Origin of the sequence: Qipengyuania sp. NPDC077410 (assembly GCF_044543405.1) — a bacterium.
Lineage (GTDB): Bacteria > Pseudomonadota > Alphaproteobacteria > Sphingomonadales > Sphingomonadaceae > Qipengyuania > Qipengyuania pacifica.
The window spans coordinates 1,548,100-1,571,006 of record NZ_JBITWB010000001.1; the positions used below are offsets into that span (position 1 = coordinate 1,548,100).

Sequence of the window (22,907 nt, forward strand, 5' to 3'; positions counted from 1 at the left end):
CGACGAAACTAGATGCGCGGCCTCCCGTCCCGGAGCAGCATGCGATTCTCGCTGCCCCGGCGGCTGATGCCCCGTCGTCTAATGGTAAGACTACGGACTCTGACTCCGTCAATTGAGGTTCGAATCCTCACGGGGCATCCATTCTTCCCATCACCGTTGCCAAAGCCGAATTCCCGCGCCAGACAGGTTGCAATGGGAGACGGAGTTTTGAGCGAGACCTTTCCGGAAATCCGCGATGCGGTCCGGCGACTATGTGCGAAGTTTCCAGGCGAGTACTGGCAACAGCTCGATCGTGAGCGCGCCTATCCGACCGAGTTCGTCACTGCACTGACCGAGGCAGGGTTTCTGTCGGTCCTGATCCCGGAAGAATATGACGGATCGGGCCTTGGCCTGGAGGCGGCATGCGCCGTCTTGGAAGAAATCCATCGTTCAGGCTCGAACGGCGGGGCCTGCCATGCGCAGATGTACACGATGGGTACGCTTCTCAAGCATGGATCGGAAGAACAGAAGCGCACCTATCTTCCCAAGATCGCAAGCGGGGAATTGCGCCTGCAAGCCTTCGGTGTGACCGAGCCGGCTGCCGGTACCGACACCACCCGTATCTCGACCTTCGCTCGGCGGGAGGGCGACGACTACATCGTCAATGGTCAGAAAATCTGGATCAGCCGCGCCGAGCATTCCGACCTGATGGTGCTGCTATGCCGCACCACCCAGCGCGACGAATGCGCCAAGCCGTCCGATGGCATGAGCGTGCTTCTGGTCGATATGCGCGAGGCGGTTGGCAACGGGCTGACCGTGAGGCCCGTGCGTACCATGCTCAATCATGCGACGACGGAGCTGTTCTTCGACGATCTGCGCGTACCAGCCAGCGCACTGATCGGGGAGGAGGGGAAGGGCTTTCGCTACATCCTTTCCGGCATGAATGCCGAGCGGATCCTTATCGCCAGCGAATGCATTGGCGATGGCCGCTTCTTCATCGACCGCGCTTCGGCTTACGCGAAGGATCGCAATGTCTTCGGCCGCGCGATCGGCGAAAATCAGGGCATCCAGTTCCCTATTGCGCGCGCGTACGTCCAGCTTTCCGCAGCTGCCGAAATGGTGACCAAGGCCGCGCGTATGTTCGACGCCGGGGAAGGCGCCGGAACGGAGGCGAACATGGCCAAGATGCTGGCGAGCGAGGCGAGCTGGTTTGCGGCCGACATGTGCATCCAGACGCATGGCGGCTTCGGCTTCGCCGAGGAATACGATGTCGAGCGCAAGTTTCGCGAGACGCGCTTGTACCAGGTCGCGCCGATCAGCACCAATCTGATCCTGAGCCATGTGGCAACGCATGTGCTGGATCTGCCGAAAAGCTTCTAGGGAGAGAACAATATGCCGAGCAACGGTCCGCTGACCGGCCTCAGGGTCGTCGAATTCCAGGGCATCGGCCCGGGGCCCCACGTCGCAATGATGCTGGCCGACATGGGGGCGGAAGTCGTGCGGATCGAACGGTCCGGCCATCAGCCGATGAATCCCGTAGTCGAACGCGCGCGCCACCGGGTCGCGCTCGATCTGAAGAGCGAGGATGGTCAGGCCTTCGTCAAGACAGCGCTGAAGCACGCCGATGTGCTGATTGAAGGTTTTCGTCCAGGAGTGATGGAGCGGCTCGGTCTCGGACCCGATGATCTGCTCTCGGCCAATCCGGCTCTCATCTACGCCCGCATGACCGGCTGGGGACAGGACGGCCCCTTGGCGCAAGCAGCCGGGCATGATCTCAACTACATCGCCATCACCGGCGCGCTGGATGCGATCGGCAAGCGCGGAGAACTGCCGGTGCCGCCACAGAACCTCGTCGGCGATTTCGGCGGCGGGTCGATGTATTGCGCCATGGGCATCCTTGCGGCGTTGTTCGAACGGACCAGCAGCGGCAAGGGTCAGGTAGTCGATGCGGCGATCGTCGATGGCGTCACCAGCTTGATGAGTTTCTTCTACGGCCAACCGCACAGCGCCTTGCGCACGGTCGATCGCGGCGCGGGCCTGCTGGGCGGGGCCGCGCATTTCTACCGCTGCTATACCTGCAAGGACGGGAAGGAAATCAGCGTGGGGGCCATCGAGCCGCAATTCTATGCCGAATTGCTTCAGCGTGCCGATGCGCCCGATCACCTGCGGGAAGCGCAGATGGATCCGTCGAAATGGGGCAGCTACGCCGAGGATCTTGCGGATCTGTTCGCCACGAAAACGCAGGACGAATGGTGTGAATTGCTCGAAGGAACCGATGCCTGTTTCGCGCCGGTCGTCCCGCTCGATCACGCGAAAGACCATCCGCATATGAAGGCGCGAGGTGCGTTCGTCGAACATGGCGGGCGATGGCATACGGCACCTGCGCCGCGTTTCGACCGGACGCCTGCGACCATCCGTGACAGTGTTCAGGATGGCGATGCAGTGGTGGCGCGCTGGTCCGAAGGAGGCTAGTGAACCGCGCAAAGGAGAGATTCCCATGCGCGATTGCACCAAATTCTACATCGATGGCCAATGGGTCGCCCCCGAGGCTGCAAACACCGTCGACGTCGAAAACCCGGCGACCGAGGAAACGATCGGCCAGATCAGCTTCGGCACGAAGGCCGATGTCGACAAGGCCGTGGCGGCAGCACGCCGTGCTTTCGAAAGCTTCAGCCAGACGAGCAGGGAAGAACGGCTGACGCTGCTGCGCGCGATCCAGGCCGAGATCGAAAGCCGCAAGGAAGAACTCGCCACTGCCGTCAGCGATGAAATGGGCGCCCCGATGAGCCTCGCCAACGGCCCGCATGTCGGCTTGCTGGCCGGCCACTGCCAAAAGGCCATCGAGATTCTCGAGGGCTTCGAGTTTGAACGCCAGGATGGCCCGACGCTTCACGTGTGGGAACCGATCGGCGTCGTCGGCATGATCACTCCGTGGAACTGGCCGCTCAACCAGATCGCCTGCAAGGTCTTCCCGGCGCTTGCGACGGGCAACACCATGATCCTCGAGCCCAGCGAGATTGCACCCTTCAACGCTTACATATTCGCTGAAATCCTCGACGCGGCTGGTGTGCCTGCCGGTGTCTTCAATCTGATCAACGGCGACGGTCCAGGTGTCGGCGAGGCGATCTCGGGTCATCCCGACATCGACATGGTCAGCTTTACCGGCTCGACCCGTGCCGGCGTGCTGATTGCCAAGAACGCGGCCGATACGGTCAAGCGCGTGGCGCAGGAACTGGGCGGCAAGAGCCCGAACATCGTCCTCGATGACGGGGCGTTTGCAAAGTCTGTCGCCAAGGGCACCGTCGCGATGATGGGCAATTCGGGCCAGACCTGTACCGCCCCTTCGCGCATGCTCGTGCCGCACAAGCGCATGGAGGAAGCCAAGGCTGCCGCCAGGGAGGCGGCAGAGGGTGTCATTCCCGGCGATCCCAAGGGCAATGCCGCGATCGGACCGGTGGTCAGCCGTACCCAATGGGACAAAATCCAGGGCCTGATCGAAAAAGGCATCGAGGAAGGCGCGACATTGGTCGCTGGCGGTCCCGGCAAGCCGGAGGGCCTCGAAACAGGTCACTTCGTCAAGCCGACCGTCTTCGCCGATGTCGATAACGACATGACCATCGCGCGCGAAGAAATCTTCGGTCCCGTGCTCTGCATTCTGGGCTACGACGATTACGATGATGCCATTCGCATCGCGAACGATACCGAATACGGCCTCGCCAGCGCGATCACCGGCGAAGATATCGAATTCGCCCGCAGCCTCGCCAAGCGCATCCGTGCCGGGCGGGTCGCGATCAATGGCGGTTACGACATGAACGCGGCTTTCGGCGGTTACAAAAAATCGGGCAATGGCCGTGAATGGGGGGAATGGGGCTTCCACGACTTCCTCGAGGTGAAGGCCGTCATGGGTCATAGCTGATGGCAGGCAGGCACTTCGATGAATGGATGGTCGGCGACAAGCTGACGCATGAAATACGGCGCACGGTGACGGAAGCGGACAACCTCTTCTTCACCGTGATGACTCACAATCCCCAGCCACTTCATCTCGATGTCGAAGCGGCCAAGGAGAGTGAATTTGGGCAGATCCTCGTCAACGGGACCTACACTTTTTCGCTGATGGTGGGGTTGAGCGTGGGGGATACCACGCTCGGCACGCTGGTCGCCAATCTCGGCTATGACAAGCTGGTCATGCCCAAGCCGGTCTTCATCGGCGACACGCTTCATGCGACCAGCGAAATCATCGCTCTGCGCGAAAGCAAATCGCGGCCGGACACGGGGATCGTCACTTTCCTGCATGAAGCCGTGAACCAGCGCGGCGAAGTGGTATGCCGCTGCGAACGTTCGGCTTTGCTGAAGAAAACGGGATGATCCGCGCGTAACCTTTTCGCCGTCTGGGCGTTTCGTGCGCGAGGGAGTTGCAGTTGGCGCATCACGAACCATCCAGCGTAACCGAAGTGCTCAGCGAGCTCGACGAGCTTGCTTCGCACGGCGACAAGGTCTGCGTCGCGGATGTTCTGGACGATTTCGGCGAACGCAGCTTCGGCCCCTTCATAATGCTTCCGGCCTTGCTCGAACTTTCGCCGATCGGCGGCATACCGGGACTGCCAACCGCTCTCGCGCTGTTCATCGCGCTGATAGCGGTTCAGCTCCTCATTGGGCGCGACCATGTCTGGATGCCGCAGTTCGTGCAGAATCGGGCGGTCGGCTCCAGGAAACTTCACAAGGCGGTCGGCAAGCTTCGCGGTATCGGCAAATTTCTCGACCGGCACAGCGAAGGTCGCCTCGAAATACTGACCGAAGGCATCGCTATCAAACTGGTCGCGATCCTCATCATCGCACTGTGCTGTACGGTGCCGCCCCTCGAATTTCTGCCCTTCGCCAGTTCCTTCCCGATGCTCGCCATCGCGGTGTTGGGACTGGCTCTTACCGTGCGGGACGGTGCACTCGTCCTTGCTGCGCTTGTCTTCACCGCCATTGCGGCCGGAGCGGGCGTTTACATGTTCCTGAATTCTTCGGGCAATGGCGGCGGTCTGCCGTTCCTGTGAACCGTGCTGCGGCACACGTAAAATTGCGGGCACGGGTCAACTTGCCATTCACCTGTGGTATCCTACATACTCGGGAATGAAAGGAACCCGCGAATGAGCGAGCAGAATTCTCCCCCCGAGCCCGAAGGCAACGGACCCAACCCCTGGGTGAAGAGCCTGATGATCTGGGGCGGCATTTTTCTCGCCCTGCTGATGGTCGTCTCGTTCTTTGGTGGCAGCAGCGGCGGCAATGGCACGCAGCTGCTTTATTCCGACTTCCGCGACAAGGTCGCCGAAGGCTCGGTTGCCAATGTGCAGATTTCCGAAACGCAGATCGTGGGTGAAATGAAGAATGGCGAACAGTTTTCGACCATTCCCGTGGCCAACGACACATCGCTGCCCCAGCTGCTCGAAGACAATGGCGTGCGCTATTCGGGCGCGGAAGCCGATAACGGCAATATCCTGCTCTACGCACTGATCCAGATCCTGCCATTCGTGCTGATCCTCGGTATCGCGTTCTTCGCCTTGCGACAGGTCCAGAAGGGCGGCGGCGCTGGCGGGGCGATGGGTTTCGGAAAATCGAAAGCCAAGCTGCTGACCGAACGCCAGGGCAAGGTTACGTTCGACGATGTCGCCGGCATCGATGAAGCCCGCGAAGAGCTGGAAGAGATCGTCGAATTCCTCAAGGATCCGCAGCGCTTCTCCAAGCTCGGCGGCCAGATTCCCAAGGGTGCGCTGCTTGTCGGCTCGCCCGGTACCGGTAAGACACTGCTGGCTCGCGCCATTGCGGGCGAGGCGGGCGTGCCTTTCTTTACCATTTCCGGGTCAGACTTCGTCGAAATGTTCGTCGGCGTTGGTGCAAGCCGCGTGCGCGACATGTTCGAACAGGCGAAGAAGAATGCCCCGTGCATCCTCTTTATCGACGAAATCGATGCCGTTGGCCGTTCACGCGGCCATGGGTTGGGCAATTCGAACGACGAGCGCGAGCAGACGCTGAACCAGCTGCTGGTCGAAATGGACGGGTTCGAGGCGAACGAAGGCATCATCATCATCGCCGCCACGAACCGCCCCGATGTGCTCGATCCTGCGCTGCTGCGTCCGGGTCGTTTCGACCGTCAGGTCGTGGTGCCGGTGCCGGATATCGACGGCCGCGAGAAAATCCTCGCCGTGCATATGAAGAAGCTGCCGCTGGCGCCCGACGTCAATCCTCGCACGATCGCGCGCGGAACACCCGGTTTTTCGGGCGCGGATCTCGCCAACCTGTGTAACGAAGCGGCCTTGCTTGCCGCGCGCCGCAACAAGCGCCTGGTCGCCATGCAGGAGTTCGAAGACGCCAAGGACAAGGTCATGATGGGTGCGGAGCGCCGCAGCATGGTCATGACCGAGGATGAGAAGAAGATGACCGCCTATCACGAGGCCGGCCACGCGCTGGTGTCGCTGAACGAGCCGGCATCCGATCCCATTCATAAGGCAACGATCATTCCGCGCGGTCGCGCGCTGGGCATGGTCATGCGTCTGCCTGAACGGGACAGCTATTCCTACCACCGTGACAAGATGCACGCGAACCTGGCGGTCGCTATGGGCGGCCGCGTCGCAGAAGAGATCATCTTCGGTCACGACAAGGTATCGAGCGGTGCCAGCGGCGACATTCAGTACGCCACCGATCTCGCCCGGAATATGGTCACCAAGTGGGGCATGTCCGACAAGCTCGGTCCCCTGCAATACGAACAGAGCCAGGAAGGTTATCTCGGCATGGGACAGACCGCGCGTACCATGGGCGGTGCTGAAACGAACAAGCTGATCGATGCCGAAATCAAGGATCTGGTCGAAAACGGTCTGAAGCGGGCAACGGAAATTCTGACAGATCAGGAGGACAAGTTGCACCTGCTTGCTCAGGCTATGCTCGAATACGAGACGCTGACCGGGGAAGAAATCGATCAGCTGATGAAAGATGGCAAGATCGACCGGCCGGACGAACCCAAGAGTTCCGTCACGATCAAGCCGCTGGCAGGGGCCGCTGTCCCTAAGGCCGGCAGGAAATTCGGCGGGGGCACTGCGCCGCAGAGTGCGTAATTCTTTTCTCGTTTAATGTTACCTTCACGGCAATGCCTTTTGCGCTAGATCCTTCTATCGACACCTCTGAATTGGCGCGACGCTTCGCCGCCACCGGGCGTGTCACGATCGAACGGTTCTTGGCGCGCGGGGGTGCTGAATTGCTGCACGAAAATTTACGCTCCCGCTCTGATTGGTGCCAGGTCATTAACAGCGGGGAAAAGCTATTTGAGCTGGATCGCAATACTCGGCGCAGCATGAGCGCAGGTCGAATAAGGTCGCTTGATCAAGCGGTTTACGCTGGCGCTCGGCGAGGCTTCCAATTTCGCTACGAGACGATCCGTATCTCAGATGATCCCAAAGTCCGGTCGCGGTCTACGGACGTTCTGGCTAAATATGCGTCTTGGTTGTCTAATGGAGAAGCGCGGGATTTGTTACGTGAGATCACTGGCGATAACACGATCGGGTTTGCCGATGCACAAGCAACGGCTTATTCCCCTGGCGATTTCCTGACACGTCACGACGATGATGTTGCAGGTAAGAACCGAAGCGCTGCTTATGTTCTATCGCTGTGCCCTGAATGGCGGGTCGAATGGGGCGGGCTATTGTTGATGCATGAGGCAGAGGGCCATGGTGCGGCTGCTATTATTCCGGGTTTCAACCGCCTCAATCTCTTCCGTGTCCCCCAAGTTCATAGTGTTAGCGAAGTGAGTCAGGCCAGCCCCTTCCGCCGCTATGCGCTCACGGGATGGTTGCGGCGGTAATCGGGGCTTGGGTCAGAATGCGCCGAGGAAGAACACCAGCTGGATGAAGAGGCTGGCAATGATGGTGATGAAGATCAGTAGCAACGCCAGCCGCCAGTAAGCCGAAAAGCGGTTCAGATCATATGCATGGCGCAATTGCTTGTAGATGTGGATCGGTGGCACGATAAACGCCAGGCCTGCCGATAACCACTCGGGCGCCCCGACCTTCACCAAGATCGAAATCACGATGAACAGGAGCGACATGAACGCGATCGAATATGTCACGAAAATCGCGTGGTCATAGGCGCGGAAGCGGCGCTTCCAGAAGAACAGAAGCCAGACGAACGGCAATGACAGCGGGATCAGCAGCCAGCTGAATTTGTAGCTGTTGCTCTGCAGTTTGTAGAGCATCAGGTTCGGGTTATCGTTCCACTTCTTGATCGTCTTGTCGAACCACCCGATGCCGGATTTCCATTGCGTCTGTCCTTTCGCGCCGGCGCCCATAACCGGCAGCGAGTTCAGCGTCGTCACCTGTTCCTCCACTCGGGCCAGATCCGCCTGTGTTTCGGAACGCTCGGGGTCGTTGGGCTCCATCGCCGAAAGCTCTGCGCGCAAGTCGGCGCGCTCGCGTTCGAGATTTTCGATGGCGTGCGTGATGTCGCGGCTGGCAGAACCGAATTGCGCCGGGGTAGAAAGTCCAATCCCCGCAATCTGGAAAACCGCGAACATCAGGAAGACGGAGAACAGAAACAGGCCCATCGGGCTAACGAAGGCTGCCCGTTCGCCTTCTATGTAGCGACGGGTAAGCTCGCCGGGCTTCAGTGCCAGCTTCGGCAGGGTCTTCCAGGTTTTGCCTTCGAAGTGCAGGGCGCCATGCAGAAGATCATGCAAGAAGGCGCCCAGCGTACGGTGCAGATGCGCTTTCTGGCCGCAGGCGTGGCAATAGTTGCCCGTCAGCGCCGTTCCGCAATTGAGGCATGCCCCTTCGTCGAAGTGGCCAGCCTGCAGCTCTGCAGCTTCTGGCAGGCCCTTGCTTCCGCGGCCCACGGCCTTGGCGAAAAGGCCGCCTTCGACTGCAGTCCCGAATGCGTCGCCGAACTCGCTCATATGCCCTCCTGTCCGGTTGCAGGATAAGGCCAGCGACATCCTCGCTGCAACGCAAAAAGGCCGCCCAGAGGGCGGCCTTTCCACTATTTTTCAGCAAGCCTGCTCGGATCAGCCGTCGTAGTCGGCGCCGATCGAGGTCGAACGGGTCGGTGCCGAAGCGGTGATCCGCAGTGCTTCTGCGGACTGGCTCAGCGAACCCACTTCATCCATCTCGTCATCGTCGTCCGGAAGGATTTTCTGCAGGTTGGTCACTGCAGCTTCGTGCAGTTCCTTCGGCTTGACCGTCTGTTCGGCGATTTCGCGCAGGGCAACGACCGGATTCTTGTCGCGATCGCGATCGACGGTCATTTCCGCACCACCAGAAATCTCACGCGCCCGCTGGGCAGCCAGCAGGACGAGATCGAAACGGTTGGGGACCTTGTCTACGCAGTCTTCGACAGTAACGCGCGCCATTGGCACTCCGATGCAAATCAAGTGATTCCGGGAAAGCGCGCCACTTAAGCGTTCGGGGCTCGGCAGTCAAGGATTGCCACCCGTCAGCAAGCGAGTAAGGCCGGAAGTATGGGAGACATCGAAACGGCCAGCCCCGGCGCGGACTTTACCGATCCGGAGCCTTTCGAAATGGATGCAGCGGGCCAGCATCTCGCTTTCTATCCGGGCGGGGAGGACAGGCGTAAGGCGTTGTTCGATCTCGTTGCGGGCGCACGGAAAAGTCTCGACGTCTGCTTTTACATATTTGCCGAGGATACGGTCAGCACGCAATTTCGCGATGCGCTCGTTGCGGCGGCAAGGCGCGGGGTCCGGGTCACCCTCATCGTTGATCGCTTCGGTGCCGATGCGACCGATGCATTTCTGCAGCCTCTGGTCGAAGCGGGCGGCGAATTCCTGTGTTTCTCGGCGAAGTGGACCCGGCGCTATCTCATCCGCAACCACCAGAAAATGGTCATCGCAGATGGCAGGAAAGCGATGTTCGGGGGCTTTAACATCGCCGACGATTACTTTGCTCCTCCGGCCGAGAACGGGTGGAACGATCTCGGCATCGTCATCGAAGGATCTGCCGTCGAAGGCCTGAACGACTGGTATTCCAAACTGCGCCAATGGACCGAACGTGAAGAACAGCACGCCCGGGAAATCGCACGCACGGTCCGCGACTGGGAATGGAAACAGGCCCGCACGACATGGCTGGTCGGCGGTCCGACGCGTGGTTTATCCAGCTGGGCGCGCTGCGTGTCGGACGATCTCGTGTCCGGCGATCGCCTGGATATGTTCATGGCCTATTTCAGCCCGCCCAGGAAGCTGCTGCGCAGGATGGGCCGGATCGCGCAGAAAGGTGCGACGCGCCTCGTGATGGCCGGCAAATCGGACAATGGCGCCACGATCGGCGCCAGCCGCTCGCTCTATGGCTATCTGCTTTCGAAACGGGCGCAGATCTGGGAATTCGCGCCGTGCAAGCTGCACACCAAGCTGATCGTGCTGGACGATTCGGTTTATCTCGGCAGCGCGAATTTCGACATGCGCAGCCTCTACATCAATCTCGAACTGGTGCTGAAGGTGGACGATGCCGCCCTCGCTGATCGCATGCGCGAATTCATCAGCTGGCATATCGAGGCGTCCGAACGCATTTCGATACCGCTTCACAAGCAGCGCGCGACGGTCTGGAACCGCATTCGCTGGAACCTCAGCTGGCTGCTGGTATCGGTGATCGACTACACCGTTACCAGGCGCCTCAACCTGGGGATCTGAGTTACTCGTATTCCTCGTAGTTCCGCACTTCCGGGCTGGAAAACTTGGTGAACTCGCTGTGGAAGAGCAGTGGAACATTGCCGGTCGAACCATGCCGCTGCTTGGCCACGATCAGGGTTGCCTTGTTGACCAGTTCCAGATGGCGCGCTTCCCATTCGGCGTATTTCATCCGCACTTCTTCCGAACTGGTTTCGTCGGGCGTGTCGGGCTTGGTCGCGTTGTGATAATATTCGGCTCGGAAGATGAACCACACCATGTCGGCGTCCTGCTCGATCGAACCCGATTCGCGCAGGTCGGCCAGCTGCGGGCGCTTGTCTTCGCGCTGTTCGACCTGGCGTGAAAGCTGGGACAGGGCGATCACCGGAACGTGCAGTTCCTTCGCCAGCGTTTTCAGTCCGCGGCTGATTTCCGAGATTTCGTTCACGCGGTTGTCGCTGGCACGGCCCGAACCCTGCAGCAGCTGCAGATAGTCGACGATCACCAGGCCGATATTGTGGCGCCGCTTCAGGCGCCGCGCCCGCGTCCGTAGCGCGCCGATGGTCAGCGCCGGGGTATCGTCGATATAGAGCGGCAGATCGGTCAGCTCCTGGCTGGCGAAGGACAGGCGCTGGAATTCCTCCCGGCTCAATTTGCCCGAACGCAGCTTTTCGCTCGAGATTTCCGCCTGTTCGGCCAGGATACGCGTGGCCAGCTGGTCGGCGCTCATTTCCAGGCTGAAGAAGGCGACGCCCGCGCCGGGCGACTTGTCGGCCTCGATCCCGGTCTTGAGATCGTCCATCAGCCGCCGCGCCGCATTGAAGGCGATGTTGGTGGCGAGCGAGGTCTTGCCCATGGCGGGGCGCCCGGCCAGGATCACGAGGTCCGAATTGTGCAGTCCGCTCGTCTTGTCGTTGATCGTGTCGAGGCCGGTGGTCTTGCCCGAAAAGCGCCCCCCCGAATTCATCGCCGCCTGGACCACTTCCAGCGCGCCGAACGCCGCCTTGCGGAAGGTCTGCGCCTCGCTGCCCGTCGTCGCGCCTTCGGCCACGCGGTAGAGATCGGCCTCGGCCATCTCGATCTTGCGCAGCGGTTCGACCTCGTCCGACGTGTCCAGCGCCCCTTCCACGAGATTGCGCCCCACGCTCACCAGTTCGCGCAGCAGCGCGAGGTCATAGATCTGGTCGGCCAGTTCGCGCGGGTGCAGCAGGCCCTGGCCGTCGGCCGTCAGCTGCGCCAGATAGGTCGTGCCCCCCAGCTGCTTCAGCGCCTCGTCGCTCTCGAAATAGGGCTTGAGCGTAACCGGCGTCGCCACCGAATTGCGGTCCAGCAGCTTGAGCACGCGTTCATAGATACGCTGGTGCACCGGCTCGTGGAAATGATCCGCCATCAGCGGCGTGGTCAGTTCCTCGATCACCTTGTTGTCGATCAGCACGGCGCCCAGAAAGGCCGCTTCCGCTTCCAGGTTGGCGGGCAGCACGGGACCTTTCGCCGATCTGGCATCGGTCGAATCGTCGGTGCGGAAGAGGAGATCGGTATCGGCCATGCGTGTCTGATGCCTGCCGCGGGGTCGTGGTGACAAGGAAATTAGGCCGCTAAATTTTCATTTCGCCCTGTGGATAGTGGGGACACTTCGCGAGCCCCTTGCCGCAACCCGCCTATCTCTGCGAAAGCAGCGTGCAGGCATGACCGATTCAGCATCTTCTCCGGGCGACCATAGCATCGCGCATATCGAGCTCGATGAAGAGACGATCATCTGGCGCAATGCCGATATCGAGCAGGAACGGCGGATCGCCATCTTCGATCTGATCGAGGAAAACCTGTTCAAGCCGGTGCGCGCGGCAGAGCGCGGCGCGGCCGGGCCCTATCGCCTGACCCTTGCGGTTCGCGATGGGCGCCTGCTTATGCGGATCGCCGATCACGACGATCAGCTGCTGGAAGAACTGTTGCTCGGTCTGGCGCGCTTCCGGCGGCCGATCCGCGAATATTTCGCCATCTGCGACAGTTATTACCAGGCCATTCGCAAAGCGACGCCGATGGAAATCGAGACGATCGACATGGCGCGCCGGGGCATTCACAATCGCGCGGCAGAGCTGCTGGTCGAGCGGCTGGAGGGCAAGATCGAAACGGATTTCGCCACTGCGCGGCGCCTCTTCACGCTCATCTGCGTACTGCATATCAAGGGCTGAGGGGTAAGTATGGCTAAGCGCGGACGCGGACGGCGCAGGGCCGGGGCGAAAAGACTGTTCCCGCGGGTGGGAAAGATCGTGCTGCTGGTGCTGGTCCTGCTTCTCGTCGCCGGTGCCTATGCTTGGCACAAGGGTCGCAGCTGGCGGCCGGACGAGGCGGTCTGGCCCGATCAGGGCGCGCTGGTAGGCGCCGCCGATGGCGCGGTCGATTTCGGCACCATTGCGGGCCTTGGCGCCAAATTCGTCTATCTGGAAGCAAGCGACGGGGCCGGGCGCAAGGATATCGCCTTCGGGCAGAACCTCGCCCGTGCACGCACCGCAGGGCTCGCGGTGGGGGCGACGCACCGTTTCGATCCCTGCGCCGTGGCCGATGGCCAGTCGGCCAATTTCGTCACCATGGTACCGCGCGACAGCGACCTCCTGCCTCCGGTCATTCTGCTGGAAACGACGGCCGACCAGTGCCCGTCGCGCGTGTCGGATGCCGCGGTGCAGAGCGAGCTGACCACGCTCGTCAACCAGATCGAGGCGCACAGCGGCAAACCCGCCATCCTCGCGCCCGTAGAAGAATTCGAAGCCGCCTATGCGCCGTCGCGCCGTTTCGACCGTCAGCTATGGCTTACCCGCAGCTGGGTCGAACCCGATTATGCAAGCAGGCCGTGGCTGATGTGGACCGCCAATCGCTGGTACAAGACCGAAGCTGCGCAGGAACCGCTGCGCTGGGTCGTTGTCCGGCCCTGAGGACTGAACGATGACCGACCAGGAACTTATCGATGCCGCGCGCCAGGCTGCGCAACACTCCTATTCGCCCTATTCGAAATTTCCCGTCGGCGCGGCGCTACGTTTTGCAGATGGCAGCATCGTCACCGGAACGAATATCGAAAACGCCAGCTACGGCCTGGCCCTGTGTGCGGAAACGGTCGCGGTGTCCAAGGCCATGGCCGATGGCGCGCGCGGCGCGCTGCAAGCGGTCGCTGTGACCGGCCCCGGTACAGAACCGATCACGCCCTGCGGTCGTTGCCGCCAGGTGCTGAACGAACTTGCACAGCTTGGCGGGACCGATCCGGAAATTCTCTGTGTTGGTCCGGACGAAGTGCGCAGGCTGCGCCTGTCGGATCTGCTGCCGCACGCATTCGGCCCTGCGAGCCTCGCATGATCGCGCGCCGCACCGCGCTTGGCCTGCTGGGTGGGCTGGCGGGGGCGGCGCTCATGCCGGGTTCCTTGTCTGCGAAAGCTGGCCGAAAACCGCCGCGCCTGCGGGCAGGCGATACGGTCGGGCTGGTCGCTCCTGCCAGTGCTTTGACCCTGCCGGACGAACTGGACCGTGCCATCCACTGGATCACCGGCATGGGGCTGGTGCCGAAGCTGGGGCAGCATGTCGGCGAACAATATGGCTACCTTGCCGGGACCGATGCCGCACGGGCAAGCGATCTCGATGCAATGTTCGCCGATCCGGATGTCCGCGCCATCTTCGCTATACGCGGGGGCTGGGGCGGGGCGCGCATCCTGCCCATGCTCGACTGGAACGGGATTCGTGACAATCCCAAGCTGCTGATCGGCTACAGCGATACGACTGCGCTGCATCTTGCCATCGCTGCCCGGGCCGGCTTTGCGACCCTGCACGCACCCAATGGGGCGAGCAGCTGGCAGAAGGAAAGCTGGGACAGCCTGTGGCAGATCGCATTTGCCGCGGGCACGCCGGTCCTCGGCGGGGCGGATGTGGAAGATGCCGTCGGTCGCCCGGCGCGCACGCTGACCGGCGGCACGGCCCGCGGGCGCCTCCTCGGGGGAAATCTCACCATATTGTCGACCCTGATGGGCACGGGCTGGTTGCCCGACTTTGACGGTGCAATCCTCTTCGTGGAAGACATCAACGAAGACCCCTATCGCGTCGATCGCATGTTCCAGCAGTTGAAGCTTGGCGGAATCCTGGACCGTGTGGGTGGGGTGATCTTCGGCCAGTGCACCCGCTGCGGTTCCCCGGCACCGGGCAGCGATACCTTCACGCTCGACGACGTCGTCGACCAATACCTTGGTGCGCTTGGCAAACCGGCAATTGCCGGCTTCGACACCGGCCACGTCGGTAACCAGTTGAGCCTGCCGGTCGGCGTCGACGTGGAATTCGATGCTACGGCGCGAACCCTGCGGATGCTCCATCCCGCCGTGGCCTGATTACGGTATCCCCGTTAACCGCTCCTTGAGCGATGCAGGATATTCCCGCTGTATCAGGAGACCCCCCAATTATGAAATTCGTTGCCCTCAATTCGCGCGGCGGGAACTATCTCGTCGTCGCCTCGAATATCGCGTGGCTGCGCGCGGCCGAGAACGGCCAGACCACCGTCGGGATCGTCGGTGGCCAGCCGCTTCTCGTTACCGGCTCGATCGAAGAGGTCGCCCAGAAAATCCTCGAAGGCTGAGCATTTCGCTCAGCCCTCGCGGGTTTCCAGCCATTCGAGCAGGCTGGCCAGGCAGTCGCGCGCCAGCATCTTGCAGCGTTCGGGGCTCCAGCCCTGTTCCGGTTCGGGACTGGCCGGATTGTCCTTGTACGGCATTTCCAGCGTCATCGACGTGGCGCCGAAACGTTCGGCCACCTGATTGGTGCTCATCGCCAGATTGGCCTTGCCGGGGGCCGATTTGGTATAGCCCTGTTCGGTCTGGAAATCCGGTGTGCGGCGGTCGAGGATCGCCTCATAGCGGTAATATCCATCGCCCTGCTGGTCGGTCCAGCTCGGGATGCCTTCGAAACCGGCCAGGAAGCTGACCGGAATCGCCTCGTCGCCGTGGACATCCATGGCAAAATCGACGCCCGTTTCATCCATCCGGTTGCGAATGGCGAGCACTTCCGGCGATTTTTCCGCGCTGGGCTCGGCCCATTCGCGGTTTAGGTTCGAACCGGCGGCATTGACGCGCAGATTGCCGCGCTTCGAACCATCGGGGTTGCAGTTGGGCACCAGATGCAGGCGGCACTTCTCGCGCAGCAGACGGCCCACGCTGTCGGCGGGGTCGGTCAGCACCTCCAGTGCACCTTCCATCCACCATTCCGCCTGCGTTTCGCCGGGATGCTGGCGGGCATAGAGCCAAACCTTGAACTCGCCTTCGCCCATCTCGAGACAATCGATCGGTTGCCCGTCGAGCGTGGTGCCGAGGTGAACGTAGTCGACGCCTTCCGAAGCGGCCGCTTCCGAAATCAGATCGTGATGGCGTTCCATCGAATAGGGCGCGAAATAGGCAAACCACGCCACGTCGCTTGCCGGCAGATAGCGGATCGTCAGCGTACCGCCGTCCACATTCTTGTCGTAACTGGACGCTGCGCGCCCCCAGTAATCGCGATCTTCGGACACGCAGGCATCGTAACCGGGCCAGCCGCCGGGATAGGCGCTTTCTTCCAGCCCGGTGATGTTCAGTTCCAGTTCGCGGCCTGCCGCGCCCGAAACGCGGAAGTGGAACCACTGTTTGAAATCGCTGTTCGTGTCTTTCGGGATCGCCAGCCTGGCGCTGGCGCCGTTTACCGACAGCACTTCGATATTGCCGCTGTCGAACGCGGAATCGATCCGGATATCACTCACTCGGAAACCTCTACTTCTATTGTTTCGCCATTGTTGCCGGGGAAGTCCCGGAACAGCGCGGAGGCGACCGTCTGGGCGTTCGCGGGTCCGCGTGCAAGGGGCGAATCTTCAGGCGCCTGGAAATCGGCGCGGCCTTCCCAGATGCTCTCGCCGGTTGCCTTGTCGCGGATGGTTACGGCCATTTCCGTACCCAGCCGATCCTTCTGTCCGCCGCCCAGATTGATGCCGATCCCAAGTCCCAGGCCCGACCCGTAGCTGCCCGTGGAACCGCCCACGCCGACATTGACCGGACTGCGGCGTCCACCGCTGCCCAGCATGTAGCGTTCCACCGAAACCTGCGCGACCTGACCTGCGCGCTCGCGCGCACTTTCGGTATAGCCGAGACGGCGCAGCTCGTCGGCAACGGCCGCCTTGTAGGGTGACAGCGTCAGGCTATCGCCCTCCAGCCCGGCGGCGCTCTCTACGAAGATGCTCCCGCGGCCCAGCTCGGCCGTGCGATCGGCGGCAACGAACCGGGTTACCTCGACGGGACCCGTGGGCGTGGTGGTGCAGGCGCCGAGCGTCAGTGCAGCGGCAAGGCCAAGAGCAATGGGTAGAGGTTTCATGTGGCGATCCTTCTCACGTCTGTCTGAGATTTCTGTCTTTCCCTGCAACGCATGGCCAGGCAAATCTGCACCGCCAACCGTCGAGGCTTGCGTGAAGCGTTGCCGCGTCCTGATCTTGTGCTAACTCCGCGCGCCATGAACGACGTTCGAAAAGTGCCCGTCCTGGTGACCGGCGGGGCCGGGTATATCGGCAGTCACGCGGTCCTTGCCTTGCGCGATGCTGGTTGGCCGGTGGCGGTGATCGACAATCTGTCGACCGGCTTTGCCTTTGCCGTGCCTGACGATGTGCCACTTTACGAAGGCGACATTGCCGATGCGTCCCTGTTGACGCGCATTTTCGCAGAACAGGGCATCGCGGCCATCATGCATTTTGCAGGGTCCGTCGTGGTCCCGGAATCGGTCGAAAATCCGCTGAAATATTACGACAACAACACCGTCAAAAGCCGCGCGCTGATCGAAGCGGCGGTTGCTGGCGGCATCCGGCATTTCATCTTCAGTTCCACTGCTGCGACCTACGGCACGCCCGAAGTCTCGCCGGTTTCGGAAGACAGCCCCAAACAGCCGATCAACCCATACGGCTGGTCCAAGCTGATGACCGAACAGATGCTCGCAGATGCCAGCGCGGCGCATCGTTTCAACTATTGCGCGCTGCGGTATTTCAATGTCGCGGGCGCCGATCCTCAGGGGCGCACCGGCCAGTCGACGGCTGGGGCAACACATCTGATCAAGGTCGCCTGCGAAGCGGCAACGGGCAAGCGGGACAGCGTGTCCGTCTTCGGCACCGATTACGAAACGCGCGATGGCACTGGCGTGCGCGACTACATCCACGTCAGCGACCTGGCCGCCGCTCATCTGCTCTCGCTCGAAGCTCTCATCAGCGAGCCCGACCGTTCGCTGACCATGAATTGCGGTTATGGGCGCGGTTTTTCGGTGTTCGAAGTGCTCGATGCCGTTGTTCGGGTGACCAATCATACGTTTGATCGACATCTGGTGCCGCGTCGCGCGGGGGACCCGGGCGAACTGGTTTCGGACCCTTCGCGCATCCGCTCGGTCCTGCCGTGGCAGCCGCAATACGCCGATCTCGACGATATCATCACGCATGCGCTGCAATGGGAACGCAAGCTCTCCGACCTGCGCGGAAAGTGATGGATTCCCGCTTGGCCGCGCCAACACGTCGGTTCGTCGTTCTCCATTGCCGCAGGACTCCAGCCTCGTCTAAAGGGCGCCCTTGCCCATGACACTGCCCAATCTCCCGGACGGAACGCTCGAAGGTGATACCCACCTTTATGCCGTACGCGTCTATTACGAAGACACGGACCTGTCCGGGATCACCTACCACGCCAATTACCTGCGCTGGTTCGAACGGGCCCGCAGCGATCTGCTGCGCCGCCTCGACATCGATCAGCGCGCCGCGATCGAGGCGGGGGAGGGGGCGTATGCCGTTTCGGCGATAAATCTCAAATATTTGCGCCCCGCCAGGCTCGATGACGATGTACTCATCGAAACGCGCTGTACCGAGCTGAAGGCGGCCTCCTGCCGCATGCACCAGCTTGCGTTCAGGTTGGCGGGTAAACAGCGCGAACTTCTGGCCGAGGCACATTTGCGCGTCGGCTTCGTTTCACCCGAAGGCCGGCCCAAACGCCAGCCTGAGGAATGGCGCGCGGCTTTCGCGCAATTTGCCGAGCAAGGGGAACAATGAGCTCGCTTACACTATTGGCCGCCGCGGCACCGACCCGGCTCGACCCGATCCGTCTCTTTCTCGATGCCGACATCGTCGTCCAGCTGGTCATGACCGGCCTGCTGCTCGCCAGCATATGGGTATGGATGATCATAGTCAGCTTCAGCCTGCGCGTCGCCAAGCTGCGCACCAAAACCATCGAATACGAGAGCGAGTTCTGGCAGGCGGACAGCTTCGACAGCTTCGCGTCCGAACGCGGAAAGAAGGATCTCCCGGTTGCCCGCGTGGCCCAGGCCGCCGTGTCCGAATATCGCCGCTCTACCAAGACGGCGGTGCGCGATCCCGAAGCGCTCCGGGGTCGTATCACGACCGCCATGGACAGCCAGATCGCCCATGAAACCGACGAGATCGCCGAGCGGTTGAATTTCCTCGCGACCGTGGGTTCGGTTGCGCCGTTCGTGGGCCTCTTCGGTACGGTCTGGGGCATCATGAACAGCTTCTTCCAGATCGGCGCGCAGGAAAGCAGCTCGCTGGCCGTCGTCGCTCCCGGTATCTCGGAAGCCCTGTTCGCGACCGCAATCGGCCTGTTCGCCGCAATACCGGCTGTCATCGCCTACAACCGCTTCAGCCACCGCGTTGATCGTTACGAAGCGCGTCTGCAGCGCTTCGCAGACAAACTCAACGCAACATTCAGCCGCCAGCTGGAGGCGCGCTGATGGCGATGGGGCTAGCCTCATCTCGCGGTGCGAGACGCGGGCGCGGCGGTCGCCGTCGCCCCATGAGCGAGATCAACGTCACCCCGTTCGTCGATGTCATGCTGGTTCTACTGATCATTTTCATGGTCACTGCCCCGCTATTGACGGCCGGGGTGCCGATCGACCTGCCCGACAGCCGCGCCGCCCAGCTTTCCAATGAGCAGCAGCAGGTGACCATCAGCATCGACGAGGCCGGCTATGTCTATATCGACGACGCACCGGTCGAACTCGGCGGTTTGCCGCAGGCGCTCGAAAGTCTGCCTCGTGCGGGCGGGGAAGGCCCCGACATTACCCTGCGTGCCGATCGTGCGCTGGATTACGGGCGGGTGATGGCAGTGATGGGGGAATTGAACCGTGCGGGTCTCAATCGGATTTCGCTGATCACAAACAGCGCAACCCCCGCATCGGTCAACAACCGTTCATCTGGCGCGGAATAGCCGCATGCCGATGGAGAGAGTGGGCATCAGAGCAGAGGAGCGGACCGGGCTGATCGTCGCGGTCGTGCTGCATGTCGCGCTTCTCGCCATTCTTATCGTGCAAGGCCTGTTTCCGGCACCAGCTATCGATCCACCGCAGCGAATGACCGTAAGTCTGGCGGAAGAAGTCGGCATGGAAGCAACGGCGCCCGACCCGGTAACGGAAAGTCGCGCCTCGACGGCGCCGACCATGGACGTCAATCCGGCTCCGGCACCGGAGCAGCAACAACCTGCGCCGCCTCGGGTGGAACGTCCGGTTCCGGCGCCGCAGCCGCAGCGCGAAACGCGGGCGCCATCGCCGCAACCTCGTACGGAAGCGCCAAGGGCGCGTCGGCCGGAACCGCAACGGACGCAGCCCCAGGCACAACCGCCGCGCGCGCAGCCGCAACCGCAGCCTCAACGCCAGACCAGCCAGCGCAGTGGCGGCTCGCGTCTGGGCGACAATTTCCTTGAAGGCGCCGGGGACAGCAGCCGCACAAACGAAACGCGAGCCCCCGCATCGCAAATCGGCGCCAGCACGAAGGCTTCGCTGTTCCAGGCTGTCGCCCGGCAGCTTCGGCCACACTGGCAGCCGCCGAGCGGTCCCGATGTCGAAAAGATTGTCACCAAGGTACGCTTCAGCCTCAATCCGGACGGTTCGCTGGCCGGTGCCCCGAGCGTCGCCGGGCAACGGGGTGTCACCGACATCAACCGCGCTCAGGCCGGCCGCCATGGAGAGCAAGCTGTAAGAGCCGTTCAATTGGCTGCACCCTTCGATCTGCCTCAAGAGTATTATGAGGCATGGAAAGTCATCACCGTGGATTTCGACTGGAGATTGGCCCAGTGAAGTATGTTCTCTTTGCCGCCGCGGCGCTTCTCGCCGCCCCCCTTTCCGCCCAGGATCAAGCGGTTCAGAACCAGGATCTTGGGCAACCGCTTCCCGAAGGAGGAGTGGTCGAAACCATCGATGAGGGAGAAGGCCTTTCGGGATCGGTCAGTTTCGAGGGTAATCTCGACGATCTTGGCATAGCCATTCCGGGCTTCGCGACCGATCGCGATGTATCGACGCCTGCCAATTCGTCCGGAACGGCAGCTCTCGGCAAGGAACTGGCCCGGGTGATCACGGCCGACTTGCGTAACAACGGGCTATTCAAGCCAACAGGTCCTGATTCCCTTCCGCAACCCACGTTCAACGAAATCACTTCGCCGAATTTTCCGACTTGGTCGAACCGCGGGGCAGAAATGCTCGTTCACGGCTATGTGCGCGGACGCACCGACGGCAAGCTTACGGTCGGCTGTTATCTCTACGACATGGCGCTGCGGAGCGAACTCGTTCGTGAAGGCTGGGTGGTTCCCCCAGCAGATTGGCGGCGCGCGGCGCACAAGTGTTCCGACCTTATCTATTCACGTCTGACCGGCGAAAGCCCGTTCTTCGACAGCCGGATTGCTTACATCGCGGAGACCGGACCGAAGGATAATCGCAGCAAACGCCTGGCGATCATGGATAGCGACGGCGCCAACCACAGGTTCATTACGACCGGTCGTTCGACGGCGCTGACGCCGCGCTATTCGCCAGACTACAAGAAGCTGTCCTACCTCAGCTATGTCGACGGCAATCCGCGCATCTACGTCTATGACATCGGAACCGGTCGTCAGACGTTGATCACGCAGAGCGACAACCCGACGTTCGCCCCGCGCTGGAGCCCTGATGGAAACTGGTTGCTCTATTCAATGGCAGTGGGCGGCAATACCGACATTTATCGCGTTTCCGCTCGTGGGGGCGAGAGCATTCGCCTGACCGACACGCCGGGCATCGATATCGGCGGCTCCTATTCGCCCGATGGTCGCCAGATCGTTTTCGAAAGCGATCGGTCCGGCGCACAGCAATGCTATGTCATGAATGCCGACGGGACGAACCAACGCCGGATCAGCTTCGGCGGTTCGCGCTGCGCGACCCCGGAGTGGAGCCCGCGCGGCGACCAGATTGCTTTCACCAACTCAAGCACGTTCAACATTTCGGTCATGACACCATCCGGCGGCAATGTTCGGGTGTTGACCAATGGCTGGCAGGATGAAGCCCCGACCTGGGCGCCGAACGGCCGCATCATCCAGTTCTTCCGTACCGAACGCAACAGCGGCAAGGCAGCGCTGTATCAAGTCGATCTTACGGGTGAAAACCTACGCCAGCTCCCGACGCCCGTCGATGCATCCGATCCGGCTTGGGGACCGATTCTGCCATAACTGCATTGAGTTATGACAGGGAATGGATCCTTGGCGGATAACGATCAACCAAGCTGTTTAAAAGGGGACAGCCTATGAATACTCGTGTTGCCACCGGCCTGATGCTTGCATCGACCATCGCGCTTGCCGCTTGCCAGAAGAAAGCACCGGAAGAACTTCCGCCGCCGCCGACAGAAACTGCGCCGGCTCCGGCACCGGCACCCTCTGGTCCGGGTGTTGGTTCGCAGCAGCATTTCATCGATGCAGTGGGACAGCAGAACACGGTCGTCTACTTCGATACCGATCAATATAATATCGATGCCGAAGACCAGGCCAAACTGCAGCGTCAGGCGCAGTATTTCAGCCAGTATTCGCAGGTGAACTTCACCATCGAAGGACATGCCGACGAACGTGGCACGCGTGAGTACAACCTCGCGCTGGGTGAACGCCGCGCAAATGCCGCAAAGAACTATCTCGTTTCGGTCGGCGTCCCGGCCAACCGCATCCGCACGATCAGCTATGGCAAGGAACGTCCGGTTGCCCTGGGGTCGAACCAGGCTGCCTGGGCACAGAACCGCCGCGCAGCGACGGTCACGATCAACTGACTAAGACGAAAGGGCTCCCGAGTTGGGAGCCCTTTTACATCCGGTTGAATTGTAATGCCGGGTTACTGACCGGCGTAAAGTTCGATTAGCGGCGCTTTGCCGGCAATGTGCGCCGGATTTTCGATGGAGAATGCGCCGAAACCTGCACTTAGTGCGAACAATGCCATCGATATCGACGCCGCCAGTGCGGAAATCGTCAGCTGTCTGCTCATTGTA

Annotated in this window: 26 protein-coding genes and 1 tRNA gene; 21 read left to right on the forward strand and 6 right to left on the reverse strand. The window is 61.6% G+C overall.

Features of this window, described 5'->3' with window-relative positions; translation table 11 throughout:
- Positions 1 to 67 precede the first annotated feature (67 nt).
- The 8 genes from ACIGGE_RS07520 to ACIGGE_RS07555 all read left to right on the forward strand — a co-directional run bounded on the left by ACIGGE_RS07520 (position 68) and on the right by ACIGGE_RS07555 (position 7,816).
- Positions 68 to 141, forward strand: a tRNA-Gln gene (locus ACIGGE_RS07520).
- 51 nt (positions 142 to 192) lie between these two features.
- Positions 193 to 1,359: an acyl-CoA dehydrogenase family protein gene (locus tag ACIGGE_RS07525; RefSeq protein ID WP_397489849.1), complete on the forward strand. Its 1,167-nt coding sequence runs from the start codon at positions 193 to 195 to the stop codon at positions 1,357 to 1,359.
- 12 nt (positions 1,360 to 1,371) lie between these two features.
- On the forward strand, positions 1,372 to 2,451 hold the full coding sequence (locus ACIGGE_RS07530) for a CaiB/BaiF CoA transferase family protein (protein WP_397489850.1): 1,080 nt from the start codon (positions 1,372 to 1,374) through the stop codon (positions 2,449 to 2,451).
- Positions 2,452 to 2,476: 25 nt separating this feature from the next.
- Positions 2,477 to 3,895: an aldehyde dehydrogenase family protein gene (locus tag ACIGGE_RS07535; protein ID WP_397489851.1), complete on the forward strand. Its 1,419-nt coding sequence runs from the start codon at positions 2,477 to 2,479 to the stop codon at positions 3,893 to 3,895.
- Entirely contained in the window at positions 3,895 to 4,344 is a 450-nt protein-coding gene (locus tag ACIGGE_RS07540) for a MaoC family dehydratase (RefSeq protein WP_397489852.1), read from the forward strand. Before ACIGGE_RS07535 ends, ACIGGE_RS07540 begins: the two co-directional genes overlap by 1 nt.
- Positions 4,345 to 4,397: 53 nt before the next feature.
- The gene (locus ACIGGE_RS07545) at positions 4,398 to 5,021 is read left to right on the forward strand and encodes an exopolysaccharide biosynthesis protein (protein ID WP_397489853.1); all 624 of its coding nucleotides are present in this window, start codon (positions 4,398 to 4,400) and stop codon (positions 5,019 to 5,021) included.
- Positions 5,022 to 5,114: 93 nt separating this feature from the next.
- The gene (gene ftsH, locus ACIGGE_RS07550; protein WP_397489854.1) at positions 5,115 to 7,073 is read left to right on the forward strand and encodes an ATP-dependent zinc metalloprotease FtsH; all 1,959 of its coding nucleotides are present in this window, start codon (positions 5,115 to 5,117) and stop codon (positions 7,071 to 7,073) included.
- 32 nt (positions 7,074 to 7,105) lie between these two features.
- Complete coding sequence (locus ACIGGE_RS07555) at positions 7,106 to 7,816, forward strand: 2OG-Fe(II) oxygenase (protein WP_397489855.1); 711 nt, start codon at positions 7,106 to 7,108, stop codon at positions 7,814 to 7,816.
- Between the two features lie 12 nt (positions 7,817 to 7,828).
- On the opposite strand, the gene ACIGGE_RS07560 is transcribed toward ACIGGE_RS07555, so the two are convergent.
- Both ACIGGE_RS07560 and rpoZ read right to left on the reverse strand, forming a co-directional pair.
- Complete coding sequence (locus tag ACIGGE_RS07560; protein ID WP_397489856.1) at positions 7,829 to 8,902, reverse strand: DUF3667 domain-containing protein; 1,074 nt, start codon at positions 8,900 to 8,902, stop codon at positions 7,829 to 7,831.
- Between the two features lie 108 nt (positions 8,903 to 9,010).
- Entirely contained in the window at positions 9,011 to 9,355 is a 345-nt protein-coding gene (rpoZ, locus tag ACIGGE_RS07565) for a DNA-directed RNA polymerase subunit omega (protein ID WP_103024549.1), read from the reverse strand.
- Positions 9,356 to 9,463: 108 nt separating this feature from the next.
- On the opposite strand from rpoZ, the gene ACIGGE_RS07570 reads away from it, so the two are divergent.
- Positions 9,464 to 10,645, forward strand: coding sequence for a phosphatidylserine/phosphatidylglycerophosphate/cardiolipin synthase family protein (locus tag ACIGGE_RS07570; protein ID WP_397489857.1), 1,182 nt, complete (start codon positions 9,464 to 9,466; stop codon positions 10,643 to 10,645).
- A 1-nt stretch (position 10,646) separates the two neighbouring features.
- Here ACIGGE_RS07570 and ACIGGE_RS07575 read toward each other — a convergent pair whose 3' ends face one another.
- Entirely contained in the window at positions 10,647 to 12,167 is a 1,521-nt protein-coding gene (locus ACIGGE_RS07575; protein WP_196847771.1) for a replicative DNA helicase, read from the reverse strand.
- Positions 12,168 to 12,306: 139 nt separating this feature from the next.
- Here ACIGGE_RS07575 and ACIGGE_RS07580 point away from each other — a divergent pair, with 139 nt between their 5' ends.
- The 5 genes from ACIGGE_RS07580 to ACIGGE_RS07600 all read left to right on the forward strand — a co-directional run bounded on the left by ACIGGE_RS07580 (position 12,307) and on the right by ACIGGE_RS07600 (position 15,224).
- Positions 12,307 to 12,810: a UPF0262 family protein gene (locus ACIGGE_RS07580; protein ID WP_397489858.1), complete on the forward strand. Its 504-nt coding sequence runs from the start codon at positions 12,307 to 12,309 to the stop codon at positions 12,808 to 12,810.
- A 9-nt stretch (positions 12,811 to 12,819) separates the two neighbouring features.
- Positions 12,820 to 13,548 carry a glycoside hydrolase family 25 protein gene (locus tag ACIGGE_RS07585; protein WP_103024553.1) on the forward strand — a complete coding sequence of 243 codons (729 nt, stop codon included), beginning with the start codon at positions 12,820 to 12,822 and terminating at the stop codon, positions 13,546 to 13,548.
- 10 nt (positions 13,549 to 13,558) lie between these two features.
- A complete protein-coding gene (locus tag ACIGGE_RS07590; RefSeq protein ID WP_397489859.1) occupies positions 13,559 to 13,963 on the forward strand; it encodes a cytidine deaminase in 405 nt (134 codons plus the stop codon).
- Positions 13,960 to 14,979 (forward strand): LD-carboxypeptidase, encoded by a 1,020-nt coding sequence (locus ACIGGE_RS07595; RefSeq protein WP_397489860.1) that lies wholly within the window; start codon positions 13,960 to 13,962, stop codon positions 14,977 to 14,979. The genes ACIGGE_RS07590 and ACIGGE_RS07595 overlap by 4 nt, the downstream gene beginning before the upstream one ends.
- 71 nt (positions 14,980 to 15,050) lie before the next feature.
- Positions 15,051 to 15,224, forward strand: coding sequence for a hypothetical protein (locus ACIGGE_RS07600; RefSeq protein ID WP_173830077.1), 174 nt, complete (start codon positions 15,051 to 15,053; stop codon positions 15,222 to 15,224).
- 9 nt (positions 15,225 to 15,233) lie between these two features.
- On the opposite strand, the gene ACIGGE_RS07605 is transcribed toward ACIGGE_RS07600, so the two are convergent.
- Both ACIGGE_RS07605 and ACIGGE_RS07610 read right to left on the reverse strand, forming a co-directional pair.
- Positions 15,234 to 16,373 (reverse strand): M14-type cytosolic carboxypeptidase, encoded by a 1,140-nt coding sequence (locus tag ACIGGE_RS07605; RefSeq protein ID WP_397489861.1) that lies wholly within the window; start codon positions 16,371 to 16,373, stop codon positions 15,234 to 15,236.
- Positions 16,370 to 16,978, reverse strand: a complete 609-nt coding sequence (locus tag ACIGGE_RS07610) for a hypothetical protein (RefSeq protein WP_397489862.1) — start codon at positions 16,976 to 16,978, stop codon at positions 16,370 to 16,372. Before ACIGGE_RS07610 ends, ACIGGE_RS07605 begins: the two co-directional genes overlap by 4 nt.
- Before the next feature lie 135 nt (positions 16,979 to 17,113).
- Between ACIGGE_RS07610 and galE the strand changes: the two genes are divergently transcribed.
- The 7 genes from galE to pal all read left to right on the forward strand — a co-directional run bounded on the left by galE (position 17,114) and on the right by pal (position 22,691).
- A complete protein-coding gene (galE, locus tag ACIGGE_RS07615) occupies positions 17,114 to 18,124 on the forward strand; it encodes a UDP-glucose 4-epimerase GalE (protein ID WP_397489863.1) in 1,011 nt (336 codons plus the stop codon).
- 88 nt (positions 18,125 to 18,212) lie between these two features.
- Complete coding sequence (locus tag ACIGGE_RS07620) at positions 18,213 to 18,677, forward strand: YbgC/FadM family acyl-CoA thioesterase (protein WP_103024558.1); 465 nt, start codon at positions 18,213 to 18,215, stop codon at positions 18,675 to 18,677.
- A complete protein-coding gene (gene tolQ, locus ACIGGE_RS07625; protein ID WP_103024559.1) occupies positions 18,674 to 19,372 on the forward strand; it encodes a protein TolQ in 699 nt (232 codons plus the stop codon). The genes ACIGGE_RS07620 and tolQ overlap by 4 nt, the downstream gene beginning before the upstream one ends.
- Positions 19,372 to 19,848 (forward strand): biopolymer transporter ExbD, encoded by a 477-nt coding sequence (locus ACIGGE_RS07630; RefSeq protein ID WP_196847776.1) that lies wholly within the window; start codon positions 19,372 to 19,374, stop codon positions 19,846 to 19,848. Before tolQ ends, ACIGGE_RS07630 begins: the two co-directional genes overlap by 1 nt.
- Positions 19,849 to 19,858: 10 nt before the next feature.
- Positions 19,859 to 20,713, forward strand: coding sequence for an energy transducer TonB (locus tag ACIGGE_RS07635; protein WP_397489943.1), 855 nt, complete (start codon positions 19,859 to 19,861; stop codon positions 20,711 to 20,713).
- Positions 20,710 to 22,107 carry a Tol-Pal system beta propeller repeat protein TolB gene (gene tolB, locus ACIGGE_RS07640; protein WP_234003233.1) on the forward strand — a complete coding sequence of 466 codons (1,398 nt, stop codon included), beginning with the start codon at positions 20,710 to 20,712 and terminating at the stop codon, positions 22,105 to 22,107. Before ACIGGE_RS07635 ends, tolB begins: the two co-directional genes overlap by 4 nt.
- 74 nt (positions 22,108 to 22,181) lie before the next feature.
- The gene (pal, locus tag ACIGGE_RS07645; RefSeq protein ID WP_103024562.1) at positions 22,182 to 22,691 is read left to right on the forward strand and encodes a peptidoglycan-associated lipoprotein Pal; all 510 of its coding nucleotides are present in this window, start codon (positions 22,182 to 22,184) and stop codon (positions 22,689 to 22,691) included.
- A gap of 62 nt (positions 22,692 to 22,753) precedes the next feature.
- On the opposite strand, the gene ACIGGE_RS07650 is transcribed toward pal, so the two are convergent.
- Entirely contained in the window at positions 22,754 to 22,903 is a 150-nt protein-coding gene (locus ACIGGE_RS07650; RefSeq protein ID WP_397489864.1) for a hypothetical protein, read from the reverse strand.
- Between the last annotated feature and the right edge of the window lie 4 nt (positions 22,904 to 22,907).

Excerpts from the sequence above, each read along its gene's own strand:
- ACIGGE_RS07595 (WP_397489860.1), top strand. The coding sequence starts at position 13,960 with ATGATCGCGCGCCGCACCGCGCTTGGCCTGCTGGGTGGGCTGGCGGGG.
- rpoZ (WP_103024549.1), bottom strand. The coding sequence starts at position 9,355 with ATGGCGCGCGTTACTGTCGAAGACTGCGTAGACAAGGTCCCCAACCGT.
- ACIGGE_RS07560 (WP_397489856.1), bottom strand. The coding sequence starts at position 8,902 with ATGAGCGAGTTCGGCGACGCATTCGGGACTGCAGTCGAAGGCGGCCTT.
- ACIGGE_RS07540 (WP_397489852.1), top strand. The coding sequence starts at position 3,895 with ATGGCAGGCAGGCACTTCGATGAATGGATGGTCGGCGACAAGCTGACG.
- ACIGGE_RS07610 (WP_397489862.1), bottom strand. The coding sequence starts at position 16,978 with ATGAAACCTCTACCCATTGCTCTTGGCCTTGCCGCTGCACTGACGCTC.
- ACIGGE_RS07580 (WP_397489858.1), top strand. The coding sequence starts at position 12,307 with ATGACCGATTCAGCATCTTCTCCGGGCGACCATAGCATCGCGCATATC.
- tolQ (WP_103024559.1), top strand. The coding sequence starts at position 18,674 with ATGAGCTCGCTTACACTATTGGCCGCCGCGGCACCGACCCGGCTCGAC.
- ACIGGE_RS07590 (WP_397489859.1), top strand. The coding sequence starts at position 13,559 with ATGACCGACCAGGAACTTATCGATGCCGCGCGCCAGGCTGCGCAACAC.
- ACIGGE_RS07585 (WP_103024553.1), top strand. The coding sequence starts at position 12,820 with ATGGCTAAGCGCGGACGCGGACGGCGCAGGGCCGGGGCGAAAAGACTG.
- ACIGGE_RS07630 (WP_196847776.1), top strand. The coding sequence starts at position 19,372 with ATGGCGATGGGGCTAGCCTCATCTCGCGGTGCGAGACGCGGGCGCGGC.
- ACIGGE_RS07620 (WP_103024558.1), top strand. The coding sequence starts at position 18,213 with ATGACACTGCCCAATCTCCCGGACGGAACGCTCGAAGGTGATACCCAC.
- ftsH (WP_397489854.1), top strand. The coding sequence starts at position 5,115 with ATGAGCGAGCAGAATTCTCCCCCCGAGCCCGAAGGCAACGGACCCAAC.
- ACIGGE_RS07600 (WP_173830077.1), top strand. The coding sequence starts at position 15,051 with ATGAAATTCGTTGCCCTCAATTCGCGCGGCGGGAACTATCTCGTCGTC.
- galE (WP_397489863.1), top strand. The coding sequence starts at position 17,114 with ATGAACGACGTTCGAAAAGTGCCCGTCCTGGTGACCGGCGGGGCCGGG.
- ACIGGE_RS07575 (WP_196847771.1), bottom strand. The coding sequence starts at position 12,167 with ATGGCCGATACCGATCTCCTCTTCCGCACCGACGATTCGACCGATGCC.
- ACIGGE_RS07650 (WP_397489864.1), bottom strand. The coding sequence starts at position 22,903 with ATGAGCAGACAGCTGACGATTTCCGCACTGGCGGCGTCGATATCGATG.
- ACIGGE_RS07635 (WP_397489943.1), top strand. The coding sequence starts at position 19,859 with ATGGAGAGAGTGGGCATCAGAGCAGAGGAGCGGACCGGGCTGATCGTC.
- ACIGGE_RS07525 (WP_397489849.1), top strand. The coding sequence starts at position 193 with ATGGGAGACGGAGTTTTGAGCGAGACCTTTCCGGAAATCCGCGATGCG.
- pal (WP_103024562.1), top strand. The coding sequence starts at position 22,182 with ATGAATACTCGTGTTGCCACCGGCCTGATGCTTGCATCGACCATCGCG.
- ACIGGE_RS07570 (WP_397489857.1), top strand. The coding sequence starts at position 9,464 with ATGGGAGACATCGAAACGGCCAGCCCCGGCGCGGACTTTACCGATCCG.
- ACIGGE_RS07535 (WP_397489851.1), top strand. The coding sequence starts at position 2,477 with ATGCGCGATTGCACCAAATTCTACATCGATGGCCAATGGGTCGCCCCC.
- ACIGGE_RS07530 (WP_397489850.1), top strand. The coding sequence starts at position 1,372 with ATGCCGAGCAACGGTCCGCTGACCGGCCTCAGGGTCGTCGAATTCCAG.
- ACIGGE_RS07555 (WP_397489855.1), top strand. The coding sequence starts at position 7,106 with ATGCCTTTTGCGCTAGATCCTTCTATCGACACCTCTGAATTGGCGCGA.